Genomic DNA, 21,956 nt, shown 5'->3' on the forward strand with positions numbered 1-21,956 from the left:
CAAGGACCAGATCTCGCGTTCGTCCGGCCAGGTACAGAACGGCGTACAGCTGGTCGGCGAAGCCGGCGAGGCCCTGAAGCGCATCTCCGACCAGATCAAGGCGGCGAGCGAAATCGTCACCAAGATCGCTCATTCGGCGACCGAACAGGACACCACGCTGCGCTCGATCTCCTCGTCGATGAACCAGCTCGACGCGGCAACCCAGCACAATGCGGCGATGGCCGAGGAAACCACGGCGTCCGCCGAGGCGCTGGCCAACGACACCGAGGAACTCCTGAACCTCATCCGCGGCTTCCGCGTCTCCGGCACCGGTGCCCAGTCCGCCTCGCTCAGCGGAATGGCCCAGCGCATGCGCATGGCCGGCTGAGACAGGCAGCCCCAACAATTGACACAAAGGCCGCCGGGGGAGACCCCGGCGGCCTATTAGTATATATAGCTCTTCCTATAGTTTAATTTGAGAATTTCCCGGATGTTCAGTTTAGGAATTCACGCACCCGTCAATTAGAAATCCCTAAAAAATTCAACGTTAAGTATGATAATTGTTTCAGTCGATAAATTTTATCATTTCGTTTTCCATTCGATTCTATTCTTTGCCTCGAAGGGACGAAGCCGAAGGCGATGATGCGCGCGGCCCCTGCCGACGTTCACCAGCATGCGATCCATCATCGAGCGCGTCTGACCGATCTCCCCCCAAGCCTCCTCCCGAGACATCGAAGATGAAGAACCTCAAGATTTCGCGACAATTGATTCTATTGGTTTGCGGCCTGGTCATCGCCGCGGCCGGCCTTGTCTACTACCAGATCCACACCGCCACGAATGCGATCTACGCCGAGCGCTACACGATGCTGCGCTATCAGGTCGACGCCGCGCTCTCGATCATGCAGTCCTATCACGACCGGGAAAAATCCGGCGAACTCACCCCCGAAGCCGCCAAGGAACAGGCGTTTCGCGAGGTCTCCGCGATCAAGTACGGCGCCGACGGCTACATCTTCGCCTATGACTACGACGTCGTGATGCGCATTCACCCGGTCGCGGCCAAGGTCGGTGAAAGCGGCAAGGGCAAGCCGGATTCTGCCGGCAACATGTATCGCGACGAAATGGTCTCGACCGGCCGCGCGGGCGGCGGCATCGTCAACTACTACAGCACCGTCAAGCCGGGCTTCCCGGAAGGCGACTATCTGAAGAGCTCCTACGCCAAGGCATTCGAGCCGTGGAAGCTCGTGCTTGCAACCGGCGTCTACATCGATGACCTGCAGGCGCAGATCCGCGCCATGACGCTGGAGGCGGTCGGCATCGGCGCCGTCGTGCTGATCGTCACCCTGATCGCTGCAACCGTCTTGATCCGCGGCATCACCCGACCGCTTGCCGCCATTCATGGCGCACTGGGCGCGGTAGCCGACGAGAATGTCTCGATCGCCATCCCGCACACCGACATGGGCAACGAAGTCGGCATGATGGCGAAAGCCACCAAGGCGCTGCAGGAGAAGGTCCGCGAGCGTCACGCCATGGCCGCCCGCCAGGAAGAGCAGCAGCACCAGCTCGACGCCGAGCGCCAGCAGAATGCCGACATGCAGCAGGCCGATGCCGCCCAGCAGGCTCGCGTCGTCTCCACCATCGGTTCCGCGCTGGCCGAGCTCGCCCATGGCGACCTCACCGTCCGCTGCGGCGATCTCGGCCCGAAATATGCCGAGCTCCGCCACAACTTCAACGAAGCGCTCGGTCGCCTGGAAGAGGCCATGGGCCGGGTCAACCTGAAGGGCAACGACATCGCGGTGAGCAAGGAAGAGATCCGCCGCGCGTCCGGCGAGCTGGCCCAGCGCACCGAGCGCCAGGCCGCCAACCTCGAGGAAACCTCGGCGGCCCTCGACGAACTCACCGTTGCCGTTCGCCAGACGGCGGAAGGTGCTCGCGAAGCGGCCAATCGCGTCAGCAGCGTCTCCACCGAGGCACGGCAGAGCGACGAGATCGTCTCCCGTGCCATCGACGCAATGAGCGGGATCGAGAACTCCTCGGCCGAGATCTCGAAGATCATCGGTGTGATCGACGAGATCGCCTTCCAGACCAACCTGCTGGCCCTCAACGCCGGTGTCGAGGCCGCCCGTGCGGGCGAAAGCGGCAAGGGTTTTGCCGTCGTCGCCCAGGAAGTTCGCGAACTCGCCCAGCGTTCGGCCGCGGCCGCCAAGGAGATCAAGGACCAGATCGCCCGGTCCTCGTCGCAGGTCGAACAGGGTGTTCAGCTGGTCGGTCGAGCCGGCGAAGCGCTGAAGCGCATCTCCGACCAGATCGCCGACGCCAACGAGATCGTCAGCAAGATCTCGCACAGTGCCCAGGAACAGGACACCACGCTGCGCTCGATCTCGTCCTCGATGAACCAGCTGGACACCGCTACGCAGCAGAATGCCGCCATGGCGGAAGAGACGACGGCCTCCGCCGACGTTCTCGCCAACGACACCGGCGATCTGCTCGAGCTGATCCGCAGCTTCAAGGTCTCCAATGCCGGTGCGCAGCCCGGGTCATCGCTCAAGGGCATGGCGCAGCAGATGCGCCGCGCCAGCTGACGCGGGCATTCGCCACCAAAACGAAAGCCGCCGGGATCGCTCCCGGCGGCTTTCTTGTTTCTGCCCTTGGCGTTGCCCGTATCAGGAGAAGACCATGCCCGGCGCAGCCAGGCGTTCAGCGGGGCCGATCCAAGCCCAGGCCAGCAGACATGGATTGTCAGGACCCGTTGTGATGCGATGCTCGTTTCCGGGCGGGTTAAAGACCAGGCAGCCCGGCGCATGGACGCCGAAATCGTTCTGCGACCAGTCACCGGCGACCGAGATATAGCTCTCCTCGATGTCGCGATGGCTGTGCTGCGGATAGACGGTGTCGGGCGCGAACAGCACGAAGCCGAGGATCAGGCCGTCGGCCCTGACCGGCCCCTGCGGTCCGAGGATCTCGCAATAGGCATAGTTAGGCGCCAGAGCCGCGGGCACTTCCGCATAGCCGTATTCCCAGGTCAATCCGTCGCGAACCCTTGCGAGGGCGTCGCTTAAGCCCGCCATCGTGTTGCGGGAGCCGAGATCGAGTGCTCTTGGGAGATGGGCGGTGACCGGCCGCGTCTCGGGCGTCCGCGGAAGGACCTCCGGATCTTCCGCGAGCACGGCATCAAGCGTATCGACGACCCGCCGCAGATGGCGACGGATCGGCTCGCTGCCGCCGCACGGGGCGTTGCGATAGAGCGTGTGGAATTCCCGGACGAGATAGCGCCAATCGGGTGCATCGGAGAGGTGTTGCCGCATCGCGCGCCTCAGCCGAGCGCCGGATTGATCGGCACGATGACACGGCCGCGCACCTTGCCCTCGAGGAAGGACGGCGCGATGGCGATGACCTCTTCGAGCGGCAGCTCCGCGGTCATCGCCTCCAGCCTGGTGAAATCGAGTGCACGCGCCAGCCGCTGCCAGGCGACGATGCGCTCTGAGGTCGGGCACATCACGCTGTCGACACCCGCCAGCGTCACACCGCGCAGGATGAACGGGGCGACCGTGGTGGGCAGATCCATGCCGCCGGCGAGGCCACAGGCGGCAACCGTGCCGCGGTAGCGCGTGGCGGCCAGTACATTGGCGAGCACCACACCGCCGACCACGTCGATCGCCCCGGCGAACCGCTCCCTGGCCAGGGGCTTGCCCGGCTGGGAGAGCTCCGCCCTGTCGATGATGGTGCGGGCGCCGAGCCCCGTCAGGTAATCCGCCTCGGCGACACGGCCGGTCACGGCGCTGACGTTGTAGCCGAGGGCGGCCAGAAGGGCGACGGCGACGCTGCCGACACCACCGGCTGCACCGGTCACCACGACCTCGCCGCTGTCCGGCATCACGCCATGCCGCTCCAACGCCATGACGCAGAGCATCGCCGTATAGCCGGCCGTTCCGATCGCCATGGCCTGGCGCAGGCTGATGCCTTCCGGCAGCGGCACCAGCCATTCTCCCCGGACGCGCGCCTTGCCGGCGAGGCCACCCCAGTGTTTTTCACCGACGCCCCAGCCATTCAGCACGACCCGGTCACCGGGTTTGAAGGCAGGATTGCTGCTCTCGGCCACGACGCCGGAGAAGTCGACGCCCGGCACCATGGGGAAACTGCGCACCACCGGCGAAGCCCCGGTCATGGCAAGGGCATCCTTGTAGTTGAGCGTCGACCAGGCGACGTCGACCAGGACGTCGCCTTCCGGCAGTTGATCCCCGGCGATCGGAACGAGGCGGACGGTCTGTCCGGCCTCGGTTTTGTCAATGACGATTGCATCGAACATGGCGGTCTCCCGGTTTCAGGTCAGTAGGGCAAAGAAGCCTTCGGCGAAGGTCGAAAGGGGATCGGCGCGGCGCTCCAGCTTGGCGCGCAGGACCGCGCCCTCCCAGCCGATCCAGAAGAAGGCGGCGAGAGCCGCCGTATCGTGGTGCGGGGCAATTTCGCCGGCTGCCTGCGCGGCCTGCAGGCACGCGGCGGTGCGGCTCTGCCAGTCGCCCAGCGCATCCGTCAGCTGGCTTCGATAGGCTTCCGGCAGGGCGCCCATTTCCTGGCCGAGATTGCCGATGAGGCAGCCGCGACGGAACTCGTGGCGGGCCATGCCTGCCTCGGCGTCGGCGACGAAGGCGCGCAGGCGATCGAGGGGTGTGAGGCTCTCATCCTGAAACCAGCGGTCAAGCTTGGCTGCGAAGAACGCGTGATAGGCGGAGATCAGCTGGCTGCCAAAATCGGCCTTGCCCTTGAAGTAGTGATAGAAGCTGCCCTTCGGCACGCCTGCGTGTTCGAGGATCTCGTCGATCCCGACCGGCGAATAGCCCTTTTCGGTCAGGAAGATCAGGCCGGCGCGAATCAGCTTCTGCCTTGATGCGGCATCAACCGGATCGCGCGCCGGACGACCACGCTTCCTTGGCTGGCCCAAGGTCACGGTCGCAACAGCCTGCTTTTCGACGGCGTTCGGAGATGTCATGGATATTTAATAGACCAATCCGTCTATTAAATAAAGCCCCCTTTCCGCCTAGGGGTGCAGCCCGACCAGGCGGCTTTCGAGGTCTTCGACCTCCCGATCTGAGAAGACTTCGATGCCGGCCTGCCGCAGCAGCGCGGTCGTCACCCCCTCGCCCGGATGACGCTTGCCGGAAAAACTGCCGTCGTAAATGAAGCCCGATCCGCAGGAGGGGCTGCCGTCGATCAGCAGCGCAAAGGTGCAGCCATTGGCACGGGCGAATTCCACGGCCTTGCGCCCGCCCTCGACAAAGGCGGCCGTGACGTCGGCCCCGGTGTTTTCGATCACGCGGGCGCGACCGGCAAGGACATCATCGGCGTCCATCGCCTGCTCGATCTCGGCCGGCGGGCGCGGCGTCGGCAGGCCGCCTGCCTGTTCGGGACAGAAAGCGACGAGGCGCCCCTCCGCCTTCCAACGCTCGATGGCCGGATGATGAAGGGGCTTGCCTTTGCCGTCATAGCGGACCGGACGACCGAGCAGGCAGGCGCTAATGAGGATACGATGCGACATGCCGACCTTTCTAATCCGGCGGATGCGCCGAGGCCAGCGGCTTGACTCCAGCACCCGCATCTATCATTTTTACCTATGTACCAAGATACCAACGAGCCTATCATGCCCCACTCCGCATCCGTTCCGGTCGAACGCATCCAGACCGGCGTCCGCCTGGAAAAGCGCCTGATCAAGGTCCTCAAGGGCCTTGCCGAGCACAAGGATATGACCCTCGGCGACCTCATCGAGGGAATTCTGCTGCACAGCTTCGAAGGCAAAAACCCTTTTTCCGAGGAGACGCTCGACGTCATTCGCCGTCTCAGCGCCATCTATGGTCTCGACCTTACGGCCGAGCACAGCCACCGGCTCACGGATCGGCGGGGAGAATAGAGCCGATGCCAATCCTGGTCCTTGAACATTCAATCTTCAAAAGGACAGGACACCATGTTCCAGAGTTTTCATCAGGATCAACGCCACACCATCCATCTTCCCGGCACACCGAAACGCTGCTTCGGCTTCTTCACGCCCGAAGGAGAACGTCTGTGGGTCGACGACTGGTCGCCCGCGTATTTCCACCGGACTATCGCAGTTTCACTCGAAGGAACTGTCTTTTCGACCGGCCACGACGGAGAAATGACGATCTGGGTCGTTGCAGACCACGACCCAGATGACCATCGGATACGCTACAGCCGGATCTCGCCCGGGGTCCGCGCCGTGCTTGTCGACGTGCATTGCCGACCGGAGGAGAACGGAACCGCGGTGGAGATCCGCTACCGATCGACGGGCTTGAGCCCGACCGGCAACGCCGTGATCGAGGCTATGTCCGGGCCGGCCTTTCCAGCGATGATCGAGGCGTGGAAGCATCGTATTCTGCCGCTTCTCTGACGCGTTCGGTTCGGCCGGCACCTTTGTCCGGCCGAACCTACCTTTGCAGGAGCCGCCACGCCCCGCGGCGGTTTCACAGGCGAAAACGCGGGACGCGGGGGGCACCGCCAATTTATTCAACCAAACGGTTGACTAATCCCTCCCAATCGATATATTCAACCACATGGTTGATTATAGCTCATCAGAACTGGACGCCGTCTTTCACGCCCTTGGCGACACCACGCGCCGGCAAATGCTGCGCGACCTCTCCCGGGGCGAGCGGACCGTGAGCCAGCTTGCGGAGCCCTTCGACATGTCGCTCGCCGCGGCATCCAAGCACATCAAGGTGCTCGAAGCCGCAGGGCTGGTCCGCCGCGAAATTCTCGGGCGTACGCATCTCTGCCGGCTCGCGCCGGCGCCGATCGCCGCCGCCCATGACTGGCTGCGCCAGTACGAACAATTCTGGACGAGCCGCCTCGACGTGCTCCAACAGCTGATCCGCGCGGAAGACGCCGCAAAGAACCAAGATCCGGGAGAAGGAGAAAAGCGATGAACGACATGGCAGTCCGCAATGACTACGGCACCCTTTCCGATCCGACGACACTGATGATCCGGCGCGTGCTGCCGGGGCCGATCGAGCGCATCTGGTCCTATCTGACGGACAGCGAGCTGCGCGCCAAATGGTTGGCCTCGGGCGACATGCGGCTTGCCGCCGGGGAAAGCTTCGAACTCACGTGGCGAAACGATCGCCTTGCCGACGGGCCGGCGACCCCACGTCCCGAAGGTTTTGGTGAGGAGCACAGCATGAAGAGCCGGATCGTCGAGGTCGAGCCGCCACGCAGGCTCGTCTTCACCTGGGGCGAGCAGGCGGAGGTGACCTTCACCCTGATCGAGAAGGGCAGCGAGGTCATCCTGACCGTGACCCACCGCCGCGTTGCCGATCGCGCCGTGCTGCTGATGGTCTCGGCTGGCTGGCATGCCCATCTCGACGTGCTTGCCGCCGTCGTCGCCGGTAAACCTCGTCCCGACTTCTGGGCACGCTGGGCCCACCTCAAGACGGAATACGAAACACTGCTGCCGGCGTGAAGCGAAGCTGCCCCCAAATGCAGAAAAGGCCCGGTCGAGACCGGGCCTTTTTCTTGGGTCAGCCAGTGATCTTGGAGAAGTCCGCGACCGCTCCGGTCGCCTCGCGGATCGCCTTCAGGAGCGCCAGACGATTGGCGCGGATGGCCGCGTCGTCGTCATTGACCAGCACGTCCTCGAAGAAGGTGTCGACCGGCGCGCGCAGCTTCGACAGGGCCTGCATGGCGGAGCGGAAATCCTCCCCGGCCACGGCGTCGGCGGCAGCCTTGGTCGCTTCGGTGACGGCGGCGAAGAGGTTGCGCTCGGCATCGAGCTTGAAGAGCGCATCCGAGACGCCGTCGGCGACGACGGTGCCCTTCTTCTCCTCAGCGGCGAGCAGCTGCGTTGCGCGCTTGGTGCCGGCGAGCAGGTTGATGCCGTCTTCCGAGGTGATGAAGGCAGTCAACGCCTCGACCCGGCGGGCGACCATCAGGAGGTCGTCGGCCTCAGGCGTCAGCACGGCATCGATCAGGTCATGCCGGGCACCCTGGTCGCGCAGATAGACTTTCAGGCGGTCGTGGAAGAAGGAGACGAGGTCGGGAACCGCGGCCAAGTAAGATCCACTGAGCCCTGCCGGGTTCTCGGCATTCAACATCATTCCACTCTGAAGCAACTCGGAAAGTGGGAGGCGGATCCCCTTCTCCAAGATCATCCGCACCACACCCAGCGCCGCGCGGCGCAGAGCATAGGGGTCCTTGGAGCCGGTCGGCTTTTCGTCGATGGCCCAGAAGCCGGTCAGCGTATCCAGCTTGTCAGCGAGCGCCACCGTCAGGCCGACCTTGTCTTCCGGCAGACGGTCGGATGGGCCGTTCGGCTTCCAGTGATCCTCGATCGCCGCGGCAACGGAGGCGTCTTCGCCCTGGAGAGCCGCATAGCGGCGGCCCATCAGGCCCTGCAGTTCCGGGAACTCGCCGACAGCCTCGGTGCGCAGATCGGCCTTGGCGAGCACCACGGCGCGATCGACGAGCTTCTCGTCAGCGCCGACAACCGGTGCCAGTTCCTTCGCCAGCGCGCGGATGCGCGCAACGCGCTCGCCTTGCGTGCCCAGCTTGGCATGGAAGGTGACGTTGAGCGCATCGAGCTTGGCCATGCGCTGGTCGAGCGGCTTTTTCAGATCGAGGCCGAACTTTTCAGCGGAAGCCTTTAGAGTATCCAGATCCGGCAGGTCACCCTGGTCGCGAGTCCAGAAATGTTTTGCGTCCGAGAGACGGGCGCGCACGACCTTGCCGTTGCCGTGGATGATTTCCTTGCCGCCATCCTTCGCCTCGATGTTGGATATGAGAACGAAGTGGTTCGACAGGCCTTCGGTCGCGCCATGCGGGCGCGTCACGAAGCACTTCTGGTTGGTCTTGATGGTCAGCCGGATGATCTCGGCCGGGATCGACAGGTAGTCCTGTTCGAAGGTGCCGAGCAGCACGTGCGGATATTCGACGAGACCGGAGACCTCTTCCAGCAATCCCTCGTCCTCGACGAGGTCGAGGCCGTTGGCGAAGGCGAGATTGGCGGCGTCCTGGGCGATGATCTGCTTGCGGCGCTCGGCATCGAGGATGACCTTGGCCTTTTCGAGGCTCGCGACATAGTCGTCGAAGCGACGGACGGTGATGGCGGCCGGCGCATGGAAGCGGTGGCCATAGGTCACGTTGCCGGCGACGATGCCGTCGATCTCGAAGGGAATGACGACGGTTTCGTCATGGTCGGTACCGAAGGTGCAGACGATCGACTGCAGCGGGCGAACCCAGCGCAGCACTTCCGGGCCACGGCCTTCAATGCCGGCATAGGTCATGCCCTTCGGCATGGATGCGGCGCCCGAGCGCATCGGCTTCGGCCAGGGGAAGGTGCGGATGATGACCGGCATCACGTCGGCGACGATCTCTTCCGCCGCACGGCCCGGCTTGTCGAGATAGGCAATGTAGAAATCGCCCTTCTTCGGATCGGTCTTGATCACTGCCTGGTCGATCGAGGTCAGTCCCGCGCCGCGCAGGAAGCCGTCGATGGCACCCTGTGGCGCGCTGACGCTCGGCCCCTTCTTCTCTTCGCGAATGTCCGCAGAACGGGCCGACAGCCCGCGAATGTCGAGCGTGAGCCGGCGCGGCGTCCAGTATTCGCGCGCACCCTCATAGGTCAGACCCGCATCGACCAGCGCATCGGTGACGAGCTTCTTCAGGTCGCCGGCAGCCTTGCGCTGCATGCGGGCCGGGATTTCCTCGGAGCGGAGTTCGAGCAGAAGATCAGGCATGTTCTCTTTCCTCACCCTCCTGCGGCAGGAGGGGTGGACCGTGGTCCGGGGTGGGGTAACAAAAAGCTAGCTCCTGCTAGCAAAATTTGCCCCGTTCGCACAATCGCGAATTTGGCATGGAGTATCGGGCGGAGAACGAAGACAAGCATAAAGATCACCCCCACCCGCCGCTTTGCGGCGACCTCCCCCTCAAGGGGGAGGTGCGTTTCATCCAGCAGCGTCCGTCCCTACCAGCCGCCACCGCCGCCGCCGCCACCGCCGCCGCCGGAGAAACCGCCGCCGGAGGAAAAGCCGGAGGACGAGCTTTTCGGGGGCTCGGGAAGGGTGGAGGCGATGGTCGAGGCCATCGAGGTGGAGAAGCCGCCGATCCGGCCACCGAAGTCACCCGGATGGGTACCTTGATACCAGGCGGGCTGATAGCTTGCAGCAGCGGCGCCGGCGGCCGCCGAGGCGAGCCAGATCTCGAAGGTCTCCGTCCAGGGCTTCTCGACGCCGAGTGCCACCGCATAGGGCAGCAGGGTCTCGAAATGCTGCGGCGACATCTTCGGCGAACCTTGCATGTTCATCCGGTCCCTCTCGGCCAGCGTCATGTAGATGCGCAGGCCTTCGATGCCGTCCATCAGCTTGCGGCCGAGCGGGGTCGGCGCGCCCATCAGGAAGAAGAACAGGACATTGACAAAGACGATGCCGCCGGCGGCCACCAGCACGGGCAACTGGTGGATCTCGGAGAAGTCGATGAAGATCGCCAGCAGCGTGAAGAGCGCCATGGCAGCCGCCACGAAGCCGACGATCGCCATTCCGACGATCGAAATGATGCGGACGGCGAGCGGCGAACCGCGGCGCAGGCCGCGCCCGATCCTGACGGCGAAACTTCCAAGGAAGATGGCGATCGCCACCGGCGCGAAGAGCAGGCCGGCCGTATCGTCGGAAAAGGTGCCGAACATCAGCAGCGCGCCAAGCGAGAGCACGCTCAGCACCACGCCGCCGACGATATAGCCGGTATTGGCGAGGTAGTACTTGCCGCGATGCTCTTTCTCGATCGCATCACGAAAGCGCCGTCCCACGGACTGGACCCGATTGCCATTCGCCTTGTCGATCCTGAGTTCGTCGCCCGGATCGCCGATCGAACTCAGCAGGTTCGCCTCGCCGGTCTGGAGCTTTTCCTTGATCGCCTTGTCGGTGCGCCTCACGACGATCGAGGTTTCCAGATCCTCGAGAACTACATAGCCCCTGACCGCCAATTCCAGCATCGTCGCGGAAAAAGCGGTCCAGCCGGCACCGGAAAAGCCCTTGTTGTCGACATAGTTGACGAGCGCCGGTGAAATGCCGTCGGGGGCATCCCAGCGCGGCACGATGACGCCGCCGTCCGGATCGCGGCCGACGGTGACCCAGGAGCGCAGGTAATAGAGGAAGACGAGCACAAGACCGCCGATGCCGATCAGCATGCCGAGATTGTCGCGCAGCCACCATTTTGTCGTCTGCTCGCTCGACGGCGCTGCCACCGCGCCCTTGGGCAGACCGACCACGAAAGTCAGGCCGTTGCCGATGCCGAGCGCCTTGGTCGTCTCGAACCACAGGCCGGCTCCGGTGCGCTTCACCGTTGCATCGGTCGCGGTCGAGCCGAGATAGCCGGTATAAAAGGCGGTCCTGGTCGCCTCGACACCCGGCGGCAACGTGACCGATGCCGACGCCTTGAGGATGGGGAACTGCCAGCCATTACCCGTCACGTTCCAGTAGAGCTCGTCGTGATCGTCGAAATAGCGGATCTGCCGCCCGGTGGTGTAGGTGATCGTGTAGGTGTAGTCGCCCGGCGCCAGGAAGACATCGGCGGAGCCCGCATAGATGCGGATGCCGCCCGAAATGCTCTCCGTATGATAGGCCTCCGGCTCGCCGTCGCGCTCGACCGAGACGAGATCGAAATCCACCTCGGTGCGGCGACCCTCGGCATCGGTGGCATAAAGCGGAAAGTCGCGAAAGATGCCGCGGCGGATCTCGTTGCCTTCGGCATGGACCGTGATGGTCTCCGTCACCGCGAGGCCGGCATCGGCTGCGATCGAGATGTCCGCGTGATAGTCGCGGATCACCTCGGCCGCCCATGCCTGGCCCGCCATTGCCAGAAGGCCGAGGAAAGCCGCAAACAGGCCGGACATCTTCTTCATGGCGATTATTCCTGGCTGAACTTCACGCCGAGCGCGGCCAAGGCATCCCAGTAACCGGGATAGGTCTTGGCGACGCATCCGGGGTCGAGGATGGTGATGTCGCGGATCTTCAGCCCGGCAAGCGCGAAGCTCATGGCGATGCGGTGATCGGCAAAGGTGTCGATCTCGGCCGGAAGGCTCTGGCCTGCAAGGGTGGGATCGGAATGAACCACCAGATCGTCGCCCTCCTCCACCGCGAGACCGGCACGGATGTTGTTGAGGCCGGTCGACAAAGCGCGGATGCGGTCGCATTCCTTGACCCGGAGATTGGCGATGCCGACGAACCGCACCGGCGTCTCGTTGAAGGCGGCCAGAACCGCGATCGTCGGGATGGCGTCCTGCATCTGCGAACCGTCGATCACCGCCGGCATGCGCGGAAAGGCCGAGATCACCTCATGGGCCTTGGCATCCGGCTGGGTGAAGGCGGCGGATGGCGTGCCGATGTCGATCGAACCGCCGGTGATGACCTCCGCACCCCAGAGATAGGTGGCGGCGGAGGCATCGGGCTCGATGTGGAAATCAGTCGCGACGTAACCGGTCGGCTCGATCCGCCAGGACGCAGGCGTCGGCTGCGAAACCTTCGCGCCGAAGGCCCGCATGGCGGCGAGCGTCAGGTCGATGTAGCCGCGCGCGCCGATGTCGGCGCCGGCAAGCTCGATCTCGAACGGCGCCGAGCCGCAGGCGGCGGCCATCTGCAGGGCCGAGACATACTGGCTGGACAGGCCGGCATCGATCACCACCCGGTTGCGGGCGAAGGCACCGGTCGCATCGATGGTCACCGGCGGGCAGCCCGTCGGCGCCTCGATCGAAACCCCGAGCGACTGCAACGCCTCGACCAGCGGCCTGATCGGCCGCTTGCGCATGTGCTCGTCGCCATCGACGACATAACGGCCGTGACCGAGCGCAAGTGCCGCCGTCAGGAATCGCGTCGCCGTTCCGGCATTGCCGAGGAACAGCGGTGCCGCCGGCGGGTTCAGTTTGCCGGTGCCGGTGACGACGAAGGTGGTGGCATCGGGTTCGTCGACCGCAACACCCATGGCGCGCAGGGCGTCCGCCATGTAGCGGGTGTCGTCGCTCTTCAGCGCCCCGGTCAGGCGGCTCGTGCCCCTGGCGAGGCCGGCGAGCAGCAGCGCGCGGTTGGTGATCGACTTGGAGCCGGGCGGGCTGACGCGCCCGGAAAGCGGACGGCCCGGAGGAAGGATGGTCAGTCTGTCGTTTTTCATGCAGGGTCTCGAAGCGGGCGAAGCAAGTCCGCGTTTAGAATTTGACGGTCGGAACGGCGCGGTCGGCGTCGTTGGCAATCTCGAAGTAACCGGCCTTGGAGAAACCGAACTGACCGGCGACCAGGTTGGAGGGGAAGCTGTCGACCTTGACGTTGAGGTCGCGGGCGGCACCGTTGTAATAGCGCCGGGACATCTGGATTTCACCCTCGATCGTTTCCAGCGACTTCTGCAGTTCGAGGAAGTTCTGGTTGGCCTTCAGATCCGGATAGGCCTCGGCGAGTGCTACGACCCGTCCGAGCGCCTGGCCGAGCAGGCCTTCGGCTGCGGCGCGACCGGCCACATCGCCCGACGGCACGGCCTGGGCCCTGTTGCGCAACTCGACCACCTCTTCCAGCGTCGACTTCTCGTGGGTCGCATACCCCTTGACCGTCTCGATCAGGTTCGGGACGAGATCGGCGCGACGTTTCAGCTGGACGTCGATGCCGGACCAAGCCTCCTCGGTCATCTGGCGGGACTTGACCAGACCGTTGTAGACGAAGACAGCATACAAGGCGACGGCGGCGAGAATGGCAAGCGTAGTGAACATGCGGATCGGGCTCCCTGTTATGTCGGAAGCACGTTAGCCGGTCGGTGGGCAGAAGTCATCCGGCAGCGACATGACAGAATGCGCACATCGCTCCACCGGATCAGACCGCCCCTCAGGCGGCCTTGCCGAAGTTGACGCCGCCGGCGTCGGTCAGCAGGAAGGCTTCGCCGCAGGCCTTGGCGAGCGTGCGGACGCGCAGGATGTAGCTCTGGCGTTCGGTCACCGAAATCACGCCGCGGGCATCGAGCAAGTTGAAGACGTGGGACGCCTTGATGCACTGGTCATAGGCCGGGAAAACACACTTGTGCAGGCGCTGATTGTCGTTCTCGCCCGGCGCTCCGGCGGCGAGGAGAGCCTGGCATTCCTTCTCCGCATCGATGAAGTGGCGGTGCAGCATCTCGGTATTGGCGAATTCGAAATTGTGGCGCGAATATTCCTGCTCGGCCTGCAGGAAGACCTCGCCATAGGAAATCTTCTCGTCGCCCTCGCGGCCGTTGAAGTTGAGGTCGTAGACGTTGTCGACGCCCTGGACGTACATGGCGAGGCGCTCGAGGCCGTAGGTCAGCTCGCCGGAGACAGGCGCGCATTCGATGCCGCAGACCTGCTGGAAATAGGTGAACTGCGAGACTTCCATGCCGTCGCACCAGCATTCCCAGCCAAGGCCCCAGGCGCCCAGCGTCGGGCTTTCCCAGTCGTCCTCGACGAAGCGGATGTCATGCAGCAGCGGGTCGAGGCCGATCGCCGCCAGCGAGCCGAGGTAAAGCTCCTGCAGGTTGGACGGGTTCGGCTTCAGGATGACCTGATACTGGTAGTAGTGCTGAAGGCGGTTCGGGTTTTCGCCGTAGCGGCCGTCGGAGGGACGGCGCGACGGCTGGACATAGGCCGCCTTCCACGGCTTCGGCCCGAGCGCGCGCAGCGTGGTTGCCGGATGGAAGGTACCGGCCCCGACTTCCATGTCGTAGGGCTGGAGAACGGCGCAACCCTTGTCGGCCCAATAGTTGTGCAGCGTTAGGATCAGGGCCTGGAACGAGCGCTTGGGGTCCATATGCGGGGCGAGGCTGGTCTCGGTCATGGGAATGGCGTCCGGAACTTGTCTTCGAGGATGCTGCGTCTGGTGCCACGGCGGGGGCGGACGGTCAAGTCATGCGTGACCAGCCGGCCCAAACTCCCTCATCATGCAAAAGGATTGACGATCAGCGGGCCATCGTCAATGCGCAATCCGGACCGCATGTCTTCCGACAGAAAGATATCGCAACCTGCCCGACAGGCCGTCGCCAGCATGAGACTGTCATAGAAGGACAGGCCGTAGCGTTCGACGATATCCAGAGCGCGGGAATGCGCCTCGCGATCCAGAGGCAAGACGTCTTCCGCAAGGAAGCAGATATCCGAGATCGCGGAACGCACGTCGGAAACGGTCATTCCGAGTTTGCGGAGGGCAACGCTGCTGAATTCGTTCAGAGCCTGCACCGACAAGAGAAACGGCCGTGCGAGGCTCTCCTGGGCCTTCGCACTCCGCGGATCATCACTTAAGGCGTAGATGAGGACATTTGTGTCGATGAACGGCGACTTCATTCGCCGCGCTCGTTGGCGACCTCTCGATCGAACTTCCAGCCGGCGGGAAGGCGTATCTTCGCGGCGCGTATCCGCTCGAGTGCCTGCGCCCGGCTGTCGTCACGCGCGATTTCGAACGTACGAGACTCGCTCACGCGAACGCTGATCTCGTCGCCCGCCTTGAGATCGAGGGCTTCGGCCACGGTTGCCGGAATGCGGATGGCGAGGCTATTGCCCCATTTTGCGACCTGCATGGAATCCTCCAGGATATACACATTGGAATGTATATCCTCAAATCGGCACCAGCAAGACGTTTCACTCCTCCTCGCGGCGCAGGCGGTATTCGCCGGTCTCCTCGTCCTTGACGAGCGTGCCGGTCGCGCCGGTCTGGCGTTCCTTCTCGGCCGCCTTCGATCGCGCCTGCAGTTTCTCGGCATCGGACACGAAGCGGCGGTAGAGGAAATAGGCTCCCCCGATCAGAACGACGAAAAAGATGATCCGCGACATGTCCCCCCTCGCGCGTTTTCAGAGCCCGTAGCGACTCCACAATGCCTTTTCCTCCAGCGTCTCGGCAAGACCGGAGACGGCGGATGCGGCGATCTGGTCGAGGCCTGCGCCACCGATGCCGACGCCCGGCATGCGGCGGCCGAAGAAGTCCTTGCCGCCGCTAACGAGTTCCAGCTTCGCATCGCGACCGTAGCGCTTCTTGATCTCTTCGCGCATGCCGCCGAGATTGTCGACAAGACCGAGCTCGAGGCCGCGGCGACCCGTCCAGAAGAGGCCGGAGAACAGGTCTGGGTCTTCGGCGAGGCGGCTGGCGCGGCGGGATTTGACCATGTCGATGAAGACCTGATGGATCTCCAGCTGGAGCTCCTTCAGGTATTCGATGTCGCTTTCCTTCTCCGGCTTGAACGGATCGAGGATGACCTTGTTCTCGCCGGCGGTGTAGACGCGGCGCTCGACGCCGATCTTCTTCAACAGTTCGGGAAAGCCGAAGCCGCCGGACACGACCCCGATCGAACCGACGATCGAGGTGGCGTCGGCATAGATCTCGTCGCCGGCAAGGGCGATCATGTATCCGCCGGAAGCGGCGACGTCCTCGACGAAGACGAGCACGCGCTTGTTCTTTTCCTCGGCAAGCGCCCGGATCCGGTCGAAGATCATCCGCGACTGGACGGGCGAACCGCCCGGCGAGTTGATCGAAAGGGCGACGGCCGGGCTATCCTTCTTCGAAAAGGCCTTTTCCAGCGCGGGGGCGACACTTGCGAGGTTCAATTGCTGCTTGAAACGGCCGCCGCCGCTCACGATCGCGCCGTGCAGGCGAACCACCGGGATGACCAAGCCGTCATTGCGGAACCGCTTGGGCATTAGACGCTTCAACATACCGGCCATCGATCGCTTACCTCGCATTGTCGTTCATGTCGCACCGTGATGTAAGATGCGAGGCCACAAACGCAATGGCGGGCGGCAAAAATCATCGACCCTTGCGGGAATAGGCGGCACGTCCGTTATTGAGGTCGTCGACGAAGGGCGAGAACCGGTGGCTCTCCGGATCGTCATGCATGAGAAGCGGCGCACGCAGGTTGAGCCGCGCCTTCGAGCCCTTGATCGCCGTCACCAGGATGCGTACCGCATTCTCTCCGGCGCGCGGATAGACGGGCGTGACTTCCAGGCCGCCGAAGCGCTTGCCACAGGCGTCGATGATCTCGGCGATCGACTGCGGGCGGGCGATCAGCGACAGCTGTCCGCCGGGGATCATGATGGCGCCGGCGGTGCGGATCCAGCTCTCGAACAGGCCGTCGGTCATCGCATGGGCCTCGGCCTTCAGGGCATCCGGCGTCCGACGATCACCGGCGTCGTTGAAGGGCGGGTTCATGATGACATGATCGAAGGCATCGTCGGGAAGTCCTGCCGCAACACGGGCGCGGCCGGTCAGGGTGACATCGGCCTCGACCAGCGTCACACGCTCCGAAATGCCGGCGTTTTCCGGAAGCTTCAGGCTTCTCTCTGCAAAGACCAGCATTTCCGGCGAACGTTCGACGAGGGTCACCCGCGCCGTATCCAGCCGGGCGGCGACCGCAAGTCCGGCAGCACCGGCCCCAGCGCCGAGATCGGCGACCGTCACGGCCCCTGCCGCATCGACCAGCGAGGCGAGCAGCATGGCGTCCATGCCGGCACGATGGCCCCTGCCCTTCGGCTGGACCAGATGGAAACGTCCCCGGTGAAAGGCATCGACGGTCTCGCTGACCGTTTCGGAAGCGGGCACGATCAGTCCCTCGGATCGCGCAATTCGTCGCCGAGACCGGCATCGATCAGGATCGTCCGGGCCTCGTCAGCCCGGTCCTCTTCGACGAGCAGCCGGCGCGGCAGCATGCCGAGCGAGCCTTCCAGGATGCTCATCGCCTGATCGGCGATCATGCAGGAGATTCCGGCATCCTTCATCAGGCTCTCGGCGAAGGAGAGGAGAACGGCGTCATTGCTGCGGATGATCTCGTACATATCCTGCAAAAAACCTCGGCCAAAGCCTTGCGACGGACAATTGGCGCTTGCCCATCATGCTGCCACTTTTTATTGTCGCCCCCAGAATGCAATAGGAGTCCGGTGCGTTGGGCGTAGTCATACCGCTTGAGGAAAGCAAAAACAAACAGGCATCCATCAAGCCGCTTGTGGACCTGACGAAAGCCGGTATGGAGCGGGTGAACCAGCTCATCCTGTCGAAGGCCGGCTCCGACGTGCAGATGATCCCCGAAGTGGCGAACCATCTGATCTCTTCCGGCGGCAAGCGCCTGCGTCCGATGCTGACGCTCGCATCGGCGGCGATGTTCAACTACCAGGGCGATGGTGACGTCAAGCTTTCGACCAGCGTCGAGTTCATGCACACGGCGACGCTGCTGCATGACGACGTCGTCGACGAAAGCGACCTGAGGCGCGGCAAGTCGACCGCCCGGATGATCTGGGGCAACCAGGCGAGCGTTCTCGTCGGCGACTTCCTGCTCGGCCAGGCCTTCCGCATGATGGTCGAGGTCGGCTCGCTCGAAGCGCTCGACGTGCTGTCGGCAGCGGCATCGATCATCGCCGAAGGCGAGGTCCTGCAGCTGTCCGTCGCCAAGAACATGGAAACCACCGAGGACGACTATCTGTCCGTGATCCGGGCCAAGACGGCTGCGCTGTTTGCGGCTGCAGCCGAAGTCGGCCCGATCATCGCCGGCGCCGACAAGGCCGGCCGCAATGCGCTCAAGTCCTACGGCATGAATCTCGGCCTCGCCTTCCAGCTGGTCGACGATGCACTCGACTATGGCGGCAAGGCAGCCGACCTCGGCAAGAATGTCGGTGACGACTTCCGCGAGGGCAAGATCACGCTTCCGGTCATCCTCGCCTACCGGCGCGGCACCAAGGAAGAGCGCGAGTTCTGGCGCGAAGCGATCGAGAAGGGTGAAAACGACGACGCCCGCCTCGAAAAGGCGCTCGGCCTGATCACCAAATACGGCGCACTGAACGATACGATCGCCCGCGCGCTGCATTACGGCACGATCGCCCGCGATGCGCTGGCGCCGCTGCCGGAAACGGAATGGAAGTCGGCGCTGATGGATGTGATCGACTTCTGCATCGCCCGCGTCAACTGACCGGCCGCGGGGTGGTCGCCTTGCCGGGTTGCTTCAAAAAAGCCATTCTGTGCAGGAATCATCCCGCATCCTGGGGTATCAACGGCCCGTCGCGGCACGTCATCAGTTCTTGAAAGGCTTCTTCATGCGGCAACGTTTTGCCATCCGTCTGCTTGCCGGTACGGGTCTCGCGCTTCTGGCCGGCGTACTCTCCACCGGGCCGCTTTCCGCGCAAACGGCGACCGAGGCGAAGCCCGCGGCAGAGGAGAAGTTCGATCCGGCAAGCGTCGACACGTTTTCCGGCGCCTTCCTGGCCGCCCGCACCGCCGATGCAGACCGCGACTATGCGAACGCCATTGCGCTCTACAAGAAGGCGCTGGGCTTTTCGCCGAACGAGCTGGATATCCAGGAACGGCTGATGATCGCGCTGTTCATGAACGGCGACTTCGAAGAGGGCGTGGCGCTCGCCGAAGAGCTGAAGAGCGACCAGGCCGTGGAGCGCGTGACGTCGGTCGCCCGCGCTCTCGAAGCCATTCGCAAGGGCGAATACCCGGCGGCTGAAAAGGCGCTGACCTATGAGGGGCCGAACGATCTCGACCGGCTGATGAACCAGCTGCTGATCGCCTGGGCGAAGGTCGGGGCCGGCCAGGGCAAGGAAGCGCTGGCGCTCGTCGAAGGCCTCAAGGGCCCGGCGTGGTACGGCATCTTCCAGAACTACAATGCCGGCGCGATCGCCGCGCTGATTGGCGACGCCGACGCGGCACGGCGCCATTTCAACGAGGCGGTGACCGATCGTTCCGGCGGCGCAACCGCGCCGGATACATTCACCCGCGCCGTCATGTCGCTCGCCACGCTGGAGGCCCAGCAGGGCAACAAGCAGAAGGCGCTCGACGCGATCTCCGCCGGCGACGAGATGATCAACAATTTTGCGCCGTTCAAGGCGCTCAGGGACCGCATCAATGCCGGTGACAAGATCGAGCCGCTGGCGAAGAATGCCTCGGAAGGAGCAGCCGGAGTGCTGTTCTCGATCGGCGGCGCCCTGAACCGCGACGGCGCCGAAGACACCGTCATGCTCTACCTGCAGTTCGCCCATGCGCTGGACAAGAACAGCGCCGACACGCTGGTGCTGCTCGGCAGCATCGCGGAGAATGCCCAGCAGCCGGAACGGGCGATCAACTTCTACAAGCAGGTGCCGGCGTCCTCGCCGATGCGGCGCATTTCCGAGCTGCAGCTCGGCCTTACCCTCGCACTGACCGGTAAGGTGGACGAGGCGCGGGCCCACCTGAAGTCGCTGATCGAATCCGATCCCAACGACATCCGCAGCTACCTCGCCTATGGCAGCGTGCTGTCCGACGCCAAGGACTATGCGGCAATGGCCGCCAATTACGACAAGGCGATCGAGATCATCGGCCCGCAACCGGCCAAGGCGCACTGGTCGATCTTCTTCCAGCGCGGCATCGCCTATGAACGCCTGAAGAAGTGGGACGAGGCAGAGCCGAGTTTCCGCAAGGCGCTGGAGCTCAATCCGGATCAGCCGCAGGTGCTGAACTATCTCGGCTATTCCTGGGTCGACATGAACCGTAACCTGGACGAAGGCCTCAACATGATCCGCAAGGCGGTCGAGCTCCGGCCGGATGACGGCTATATCGTCGACTCCCTCGGCTGGGCCTATTTCCGCCTCGGCCGGTTCAACGACGCGGTGACCGAGCTGGAACGCGCGATCGAACTCAAGGCCGGCGACGCGACCATCAACGACCACCTGGGCGACGCCTACTGGCGCGTCGGCCGCAAGCTGGAAGCGACCTACCAGTGGAAGCGGGCGCTGATTTCCAAGCCCGAGCTGCCGGAAATTCCGAAGATCGAAGCGAAGATCCGCGACGGGCTGCCGGAAGCGACGCCGGAAGTCGCCGCCAAGGGCGCCGAAGGCACACAGACTGGGGCCATGGCCGACGCGCAGAAGAGCCAGGCGACGCAGGCCGCGACCGACAGCTACACCGTCAAGGCAGGCGATTCGCTCTGGGGCATTGCCACAGAATCATTCGGCGACGGGCATCGCTTCCTCGACCTGATCAACGCCAATCCGGATCTGAAGCGCAATCCGAACCGGATCTATCCCGGCCAGACGATCAAGATGCCGAAGGCCGGCAATTGAGGCCATGACAGGCATTGCGACGAGCGAGGCAGCGCCGGCCAAGATCAATCTGGCGCTGCACGTGACTGGTCAGCGCGCCGACGGCTATCACCTTCTCGACAGCATCGTGGCTTTTGCCGGCGAAGGCGACCTCCTGCGCTTTTCGCCTGCGGACGAAGACGCCTTCGGGCTTTCCGGCCGGTTTGGTCCGCAACTTTCCGCGGAGGCGGCGGGGCAGGACGGCAATCTCGTGCTCAAGGCGCGCGACCTGCTTCGGGCTACACTTGCCACGCACGGGCAGCCCGCGCCCCCCGTCGCGATCGAACTCGAAAAGAACCTGCCGGTCGCATCCGGGATCGGTGGCGGCTCGGCGGACGCTGCGGCGACCCTGCGCGGGCTCATGCGGTTCTGGGGCGCGACGCTCAACGCCGACACGCTTGGGCCGATTGCCCTGAAACTCGGGGCCGATGTGCCGATGTGCTTTGAGGGCCGCCCCTTGCGCGCCCGCGGGATCGGCGAACAGATCGACGTGCTTCGGTCGATGCCGCGCTTCCATCTGGTCCTGGGCAATCCCCTGAAGGGCATATCGACGCCGGACATTTTTCGACGCCTTGCGACCAAGGACAATGCACCGATCGGGGAGCCGCCGACCTCGGGATCGACCGAAGACTGGATCGCCTTTCTCGCCGCGCAGCGCAACGATCTCGAGGGCCCCGCCCGCGCGCTTCTGCCGGAGATCGGCGCGCTGGCCGACATGCTGCGGTCGACCGGGGCACGCCTGGTCAGGATGTCCGGATCGGGCGCAACCTGTTTCGGTGTCTATGAAAACCGGAAAACGGCGGCGTCCGCGCAGGCCGAACTCTGCCGGATGCGGCCCGACTGGTATTTTGCCGCGACGGAAACGAACGGAACGCATTGACCGCGACCGCGAAGGTCAGGGACTGAACGGAACACC

23 protein-coding genes and 1 pseudogene are annotated in these 21,956 nt (G+C 64.1%); 9 read left to right on the top strand and 15 right to left on the bottom strand.

Annotated elements, in window-relative coordinates:
* Nucleotides 1-367, top strand: a 367-nt coding sequence (locus tag HHL25_RS23505; RefSeq protein WP_246701777.1) for a methyl-accepting chemotaxis protein, incomplete at its 5' end; no start/stop codon positions are given.
* Nucleotides 368-716: 349 nt separating this feature from the next.
* The gene (locus tag HHL25_RS10740) at nucleotides 717-2,558 is read left to right on the top strand and encodes a methyl-accepting chemotaxis protein (RefSeq protein ID WP_169590177.1); all 1,842 of its coding nucleotides are present in this window, start codon (nucleotides 717-719) and stop codon (nucleotides 2,556-2,558) included.
* An 81-nt stretch (nucleotides 2,559-2,639) separates the two neighbouring features.
* On the opposite strand, the gene HHL25_RS10745 is transcribed toward HHL25_RS10740, so the two are convergent.
* From HHL25_RS10745 to HHL25_RS10760, 4 genes are read right to left on the bottom strand one after another with little or no spacing between them, the layout of a single operon-like run.
* Complete coding sequence (locus HHL25_RS10745) at nucleotides 2,640-3,281, bottom strand: dimethylsulfonioproprionate lyase family protein (protein WP_169590179.1); 642 nt, start codon at nucleotides 3,279-3,281, stop codon at nucleotides 2,640-2,642.
* 8 nt (nucleotides 3,282-3,289) lie between these two features.
* A complete protein-coding gene (gene acuI / locus HHL25_RS10750) occupies nucleotides 3,290-4,282 on the bottom strand; it encodes an acrylyl-CoA reductase (NADPH) (protein WP_169590182.1) in 993 nt (330 codons plus the stop codon).
* Between the two features lie 15 nt (nucleotides 4,283-4,297).
* Complete coding sequence (acuR, locus tag HHL25_RS10755) at nucleotides 4,298-4,963, bottom strand: acrylate utilization transcriptional regulator AcuR (RefSeq protein ID WP_169590184.1); 666 nt, start codon at nucleotides 4,961-4,963, stop codon at nucleotides 4,298-4,300.
* Between the two features lie 48 nt (nucleotides 4,964-5,011).
* Nucleotides 5,012-5,509 (bottom strand): DUF523 domain-containing protein, encoded by a 498-nt coding sequence (locus HHL25_RS10760; RefSeq protein ID WP_169590187.1) that lies wholly within the window; start codon nucleotides 5,507-5,509, stop codon nucleotides 5,012-5,014.
* A 102-nt stretch (nucleotides 5,510-5,611) separates the two neighbouring features.
* Between HHL25_RS10760 and HHL25_RS10765 the strand changes: the two genes are divergently transcribed.
* The 4 genes from HHL25_RS10765 (at nucleotide 5,612) to HHL25_RS10780 (ending at nucleotide 7,438) form a co-directional block, all read left to right on the top strand.
* Nucleotides 5,612-5,878, top strand: coding sequence for a hypothetical protein (locus HHL25_RS10765; protein WP_169590189.1), 267 nt, complete (start codon nucleotides 5,612-5,614; stop codon nucleotides 5,876-5,878).
* A 21-nt stretch (nucleotides 5,879-5,899) separates the two neighbouring features.
* Nucleotides 5,900-6,373, top strand: a complete 474-nt coding sequence (locus HHL25_RS10770) for an SRPBCC family protein (RefSeq protein WP_169590192.1) — start codon at nucleotides 5,900-5,902, stop codon at nucleotides 6,371-6,373.
* 163 nt (nucleotides 6,374-6,536) lie between these two features.
* Nucleotides 6,537-6,905, top strand: coding sequence for an ArsR/SmtB family transcription factor (locus tag HHL25_RS10775; protein ID WP_169590194.1), 369 nt, complete (start codon nucleotides 6,537-6,539; stop codon nucleotides 6,903-6,905).
* The gene (locus HHL25_RS10780; protein WP_169590197.1) at nucleotides 6,902-7,438 is read left to right on the top strand and encodes an SRPBCC family protein; all 537 of its coding nucleotides are present in this window, start codon (nucleotides 6,902-6,904) and stop codon (nucleotides 7,436-7,438) included. The genes HHL25_RS10775 and HHL25_RS10780 overlap by 4 nt, the downstream gene beginning before the upstream one ends.
* 58 nt (nucleotides 7,439-7,496) lie before the next feature.
* On the opposite strand, the gene glyS is transcribed toward HHL25_RS10780, so the two are convergent.
* From glyS to HHL25_RS10835, 11 genes are all read right to left on the bottom strand, one after another.
* Complete coding sequence (gene glyS, locus HHL25_RS10785) at nucleotides 7,497-9,710, bottom strand: glycine--tRNA ligase subunit beta (RefSeq protein WP_169590199.1); 2,214 nt, start codon at nucleotides 9,708-9,710, stop codon at nucleotides 7,497-7,499.
* A gap of 227 nt (nucleotides 9,711-9,937) precedes the next feature.
* Nucleotides 9,938-11,869 carry a DUF2207 domain-containing protein gene (locus tag HHL25_RS10790; protein ID WP_246701778.1) on the bottom strand — a complete coding sequence of 644 codons (1,932 nt, stop codon included), beginning with the start codon at nucleotides 11,867-11,869 and terminating at the stop codon, nucleotides 9,938-9,940.
* 5 nt (nucleotides 11,870-11,874) lie between these two features.
* Complete coding sequence (gene aroA, locus HHL25_RS10795) at nucleotides 11,875-13,131, bottom strand: 3-phosphoshikimate 1-carboxyvinyltransferase (protein ID WP_169590202.1); 1,257 nt, start codon at nucleotides 13,129-13,131, stop codon at nucleotides 11,875-11,877.
* A gap of 34 nt (nucleotides 13,132-13,165) precedes the next feature.
* The gene (locus tag HHL25_RS10800) at nucleotides 13,166-13,717 is read right to left on the bottom strand and encodes a LemA family protein (RefSeq protein WP_169590205.1); all 552 of its coding nucleotides are present in this window, start codon (nucleotides 13,715-13,717) and stop codon (nucleotides 13,166-13,168) included.
* Nucleotides 13,718-13,829: 112 nt separating this feature from the next.
* Entirely contained in the window at nucleotides 13,830-14,789 is a 960-nt protein-coding gene (locus tag HHL25_RS10805; RefSeq protein ID WP_169590207.1) for a glycine--tRNA ligase subunit alpha, read from the bottom strand.
* Between the two features lie 101 nt (nucleotides 14,790-14,890).
* On the bottom strand, nucleotides 14,891-15,289 hold the full coding sequence (locus tag HHL25_RS10810; RefSeq protein ID WP_169590209.1) for a PIN domain-containing protein: 399 nt from the start codon (nucleotides 15,287-15,289) through the stop codon (nucleotides 14,891-14,893).
* Nucleotides 15,286-15,522 (bottom strand): AbrB/MazE/SpoVT family DNA-binding domain-containing protein, encoded by a 237-nt coding sequence (locus HHL25_RS10815; protein ID WP_169590212.1) that lies wholly within the window; start codon nucleotides 15,520-15,522, stop codon nucleotides 15,286-15,288. Before HHL25_RS10815 ends, HHL25_RS10810 begins: the two co-directional genes overlap by 4 nt.
* Before the next feature lie 61 nt (nucleotides 15,523-15,583).
* Nucleotides 15,584-15,775 (bottom strand): hypothetical protein, encoded by a 192-nt coding sequence (locus HHL25_RS10820; RefSeq protein ID WP_169590215.1) that lies wholly within the window; start codon nucleotides 15,773-15,775, stop codon nucleotides 15,584-15,586.
* Between the two features lie 18 nt (nucleotides 15,776-15,793).
* Complete coding sequence (locus HHL25_RS10825; RefSeq protein ID WP_169590217.1) at nucleotides 15,794-16,660, bottom strand: S49 family peptidase; 867 nt, start codon at nucleotides 16,658-16,660, stop codon at nucleotides 15,794-15,796.
* Nucleotides 16,661-16,742: 82 nt separating this feature from the next.
* Nucleotides 16,743-17,534 (bottom strand): tRNA1(Val) (adenine(37)-N6)-methyltransferase, encoded by a 792-nt coding sequence (locus HHL25_RS10830; RefSeq protein WP_315853060.1) that lies wholly within the window; start codon nucleotides 17,532-17,534, stop codon nucleotides 16,743-16,745.
* 2 nt (nucleotides 17,535-17,536) lie between these two features.
* Nucleotides 17,537-17,767: a putative signal transducing protein gene (locus HHL25_RS10835; protein ID WP_169590219.1), complete on the bottom strand. Its 231-nt coding sequence runs from the start codon at nucleotides 17,765-17,767 to the stop codon at nucleotides 17,537-17,539.
* A gap of 107 nt (nucleotides 17,768-17,874) precedes the next feature.
* Here HHL25_RS10835 and HHL25_RS10840 point away from each other — a divergent pair, with 107 nt between their 5' ends.
* From HHL25_RS10840 to HHL25_RS10850, 3 genes and pseudogenes are all read left to right on the top strand, one after another.
* Complete coding sequence (locus HHL25_RS10840) at nucleotides 17,875-18,891, top strand: polyprenyl synthetase family protein (RefSeq protein ID WP_169590221.1); 1,017 nt, start codon at nucleotides 17,875-17,877, stop codon at nucleotides 18,889-18,891.
* A 124-nt stretch (nucleotides 18,892-19,015) separates the two neighbouring features.
* A pseudogene (locus HHL25_RS10845) lies at nucleotides 19,016-20,803 on the top strand (tetratricopeptide repeat protein); the annotation flags it as partial.
* 223 nt (nucleotides 20,804-21,026) lie between these two features.
* Nucleotides 21,027-21,920: a 4-(cytidine 5'-diphospho)-2-C-methyl-D-erythritol kinase gene (locus HHL25_RS10850; protein WP_169590226.1), complete on the top strand. Its 894-nt coding sequence runs from the start codon at nucleotides 21,027-21,029 to the stop codon at nucleotides 21,918-21,920.
* Nucleotides 21,921-21,956 lie beyond the last annotated feature (36 nt).

Origin of the sequence: Rhizobium terricola, from assembly GCF_012927355.1 — a bacterium.
Classification (GTDB): Bacteria; Pseudomonadota; Alphaproteobacteria; order Rhizobiales; family Rhizobiaceae; genus Allorhizobium; species Allorhizobium terricola.

Coding starts and splice junctions, on each gene's coding strand:
- HHL25_RS10740 (WP_169590177.1), top strand. CDS start 717: ATGAAGAACCTCAAGATTTCGCGACAATTGATTCTATTGGTTTGCGGC.
- HHL25_RS10745 (WP_169590179.1), bottom strand. CDS start 3,281: ATGCGGCAACACCTCTCCGATGCACCCGATTGGCGCTATCTCGTCCGG.
- acuI (WP_169590182.1), bottom strand. CDS start 4,282: ATGTTCGATGCAATCGTCATTGACAAAACCGAGGCCGGACAGACCGTC.
- acuR (WP_169590184.1), bottom strand. CDS start 4,963: ATGACATCTCCGAACGCCGTCGAAAAGCAGGCTGTTGCGACCGTGACC.
- HHL25_RS10760 (WP_169590187.1), bottom strand. CDS start 5,509: ATGTCGCATCGTATCCTCATTAGCGCCTGCCTGCTCGGTCGTCCGGTC.
- HHL25_RS10765 (WP_169590189.1), top strand. CDS start 5,612: ATGCCCCACTCCGCATCCGTTCCGGTCGAACGCATCCAGACCGGCGTC.
- HHL25_RS10775 (WP_169590194.1), top strand. CDS start 6,537: ATGGTTGATTATAGCTCATCAGAACTGGACGCCGTCTTTCACGCCCTT.
- HHL25_RS10780 (WP_169590197.1), top strand. CDS start 6,902: ATGAACGACATGGCAGTCCGCAATGACTACGGCACCCTTTCCGATCCG.
- glyS (WP_169590199.1), bottom strand. CDS start 9,710: ATGCCTGATCTTCTGCTCGAACTCCGCTCCGAGGAAATCCCGGCCCGC.
- HHL25_RS10790 (WP_246701778.1), bottom strand. CDS start 11,869: ATGAAGAAGATGTCCGGCCTGTTTGCGGCTTTCCTCGGCCTTCTGGCA.
- aroA (WP_169590202.1), bottom strand. CDS start 13,131: ATGAAAAACGACAGACTGACCATCCTTCCTCCGGGCCGTCCGCTTTCC.
- HHL25_RS10800 (WP_169590205.1), bottom strand. CDS start 13,717: ATGTTCACTACGCTTGCCATTCTCGCCGCCGTCGCCTTGTATGCTGTC.
- HHL25_RS10805 (WP_169590207.1), bottom strand. CDS start 14,789: ATGACCGAGACCAGCCTCGCCCCGCATATGGACCCCAAGCGCTCGTTC.
- HHL25_RS10810 (WP_169590209.1), bottom strand. CDS start 15,289: ATGAAGTCGCCGTTCATCGACACAAATGTCCTCATCTACGCCTTAAGT.
- HHL25_RS10815 (WP_169590212.1), bottom strand. CDS start 15,522: ATGCAGGTCGCAAAATGGGGCAATAGCCTCGCCATCCGCATTCCGGCA.
- HHL25_RS10820 (WP_169590215.1), bottom strand. CDS start 15,775: ATGTCGCGGATCATCTTTTTCGTCGTTCTGATCGGGGGAGCCTATTTC.
- HHL25_RS10825 (WP_169590217.1), bottom strand. CDS start 16,660: ATGGCCGGTATGTTGAAGCGTCTAATGCCCAAGCGGTTCCGCAATGAC.
- HHL25_RS10835 (WP_169590219.1), bottom strand. CDS start 17,767: ATGTACGAGATCATCCGCAGCAATGACGCCGTTCTCCTCTCCTTCGCC.
- HHL25_RS10850 (WP_169590226.1), top strand. CDS start 21,027: ATGACAGGCATTGCGACGAGCGAGGCAGCGCCGGCCAAGATCAATCTG.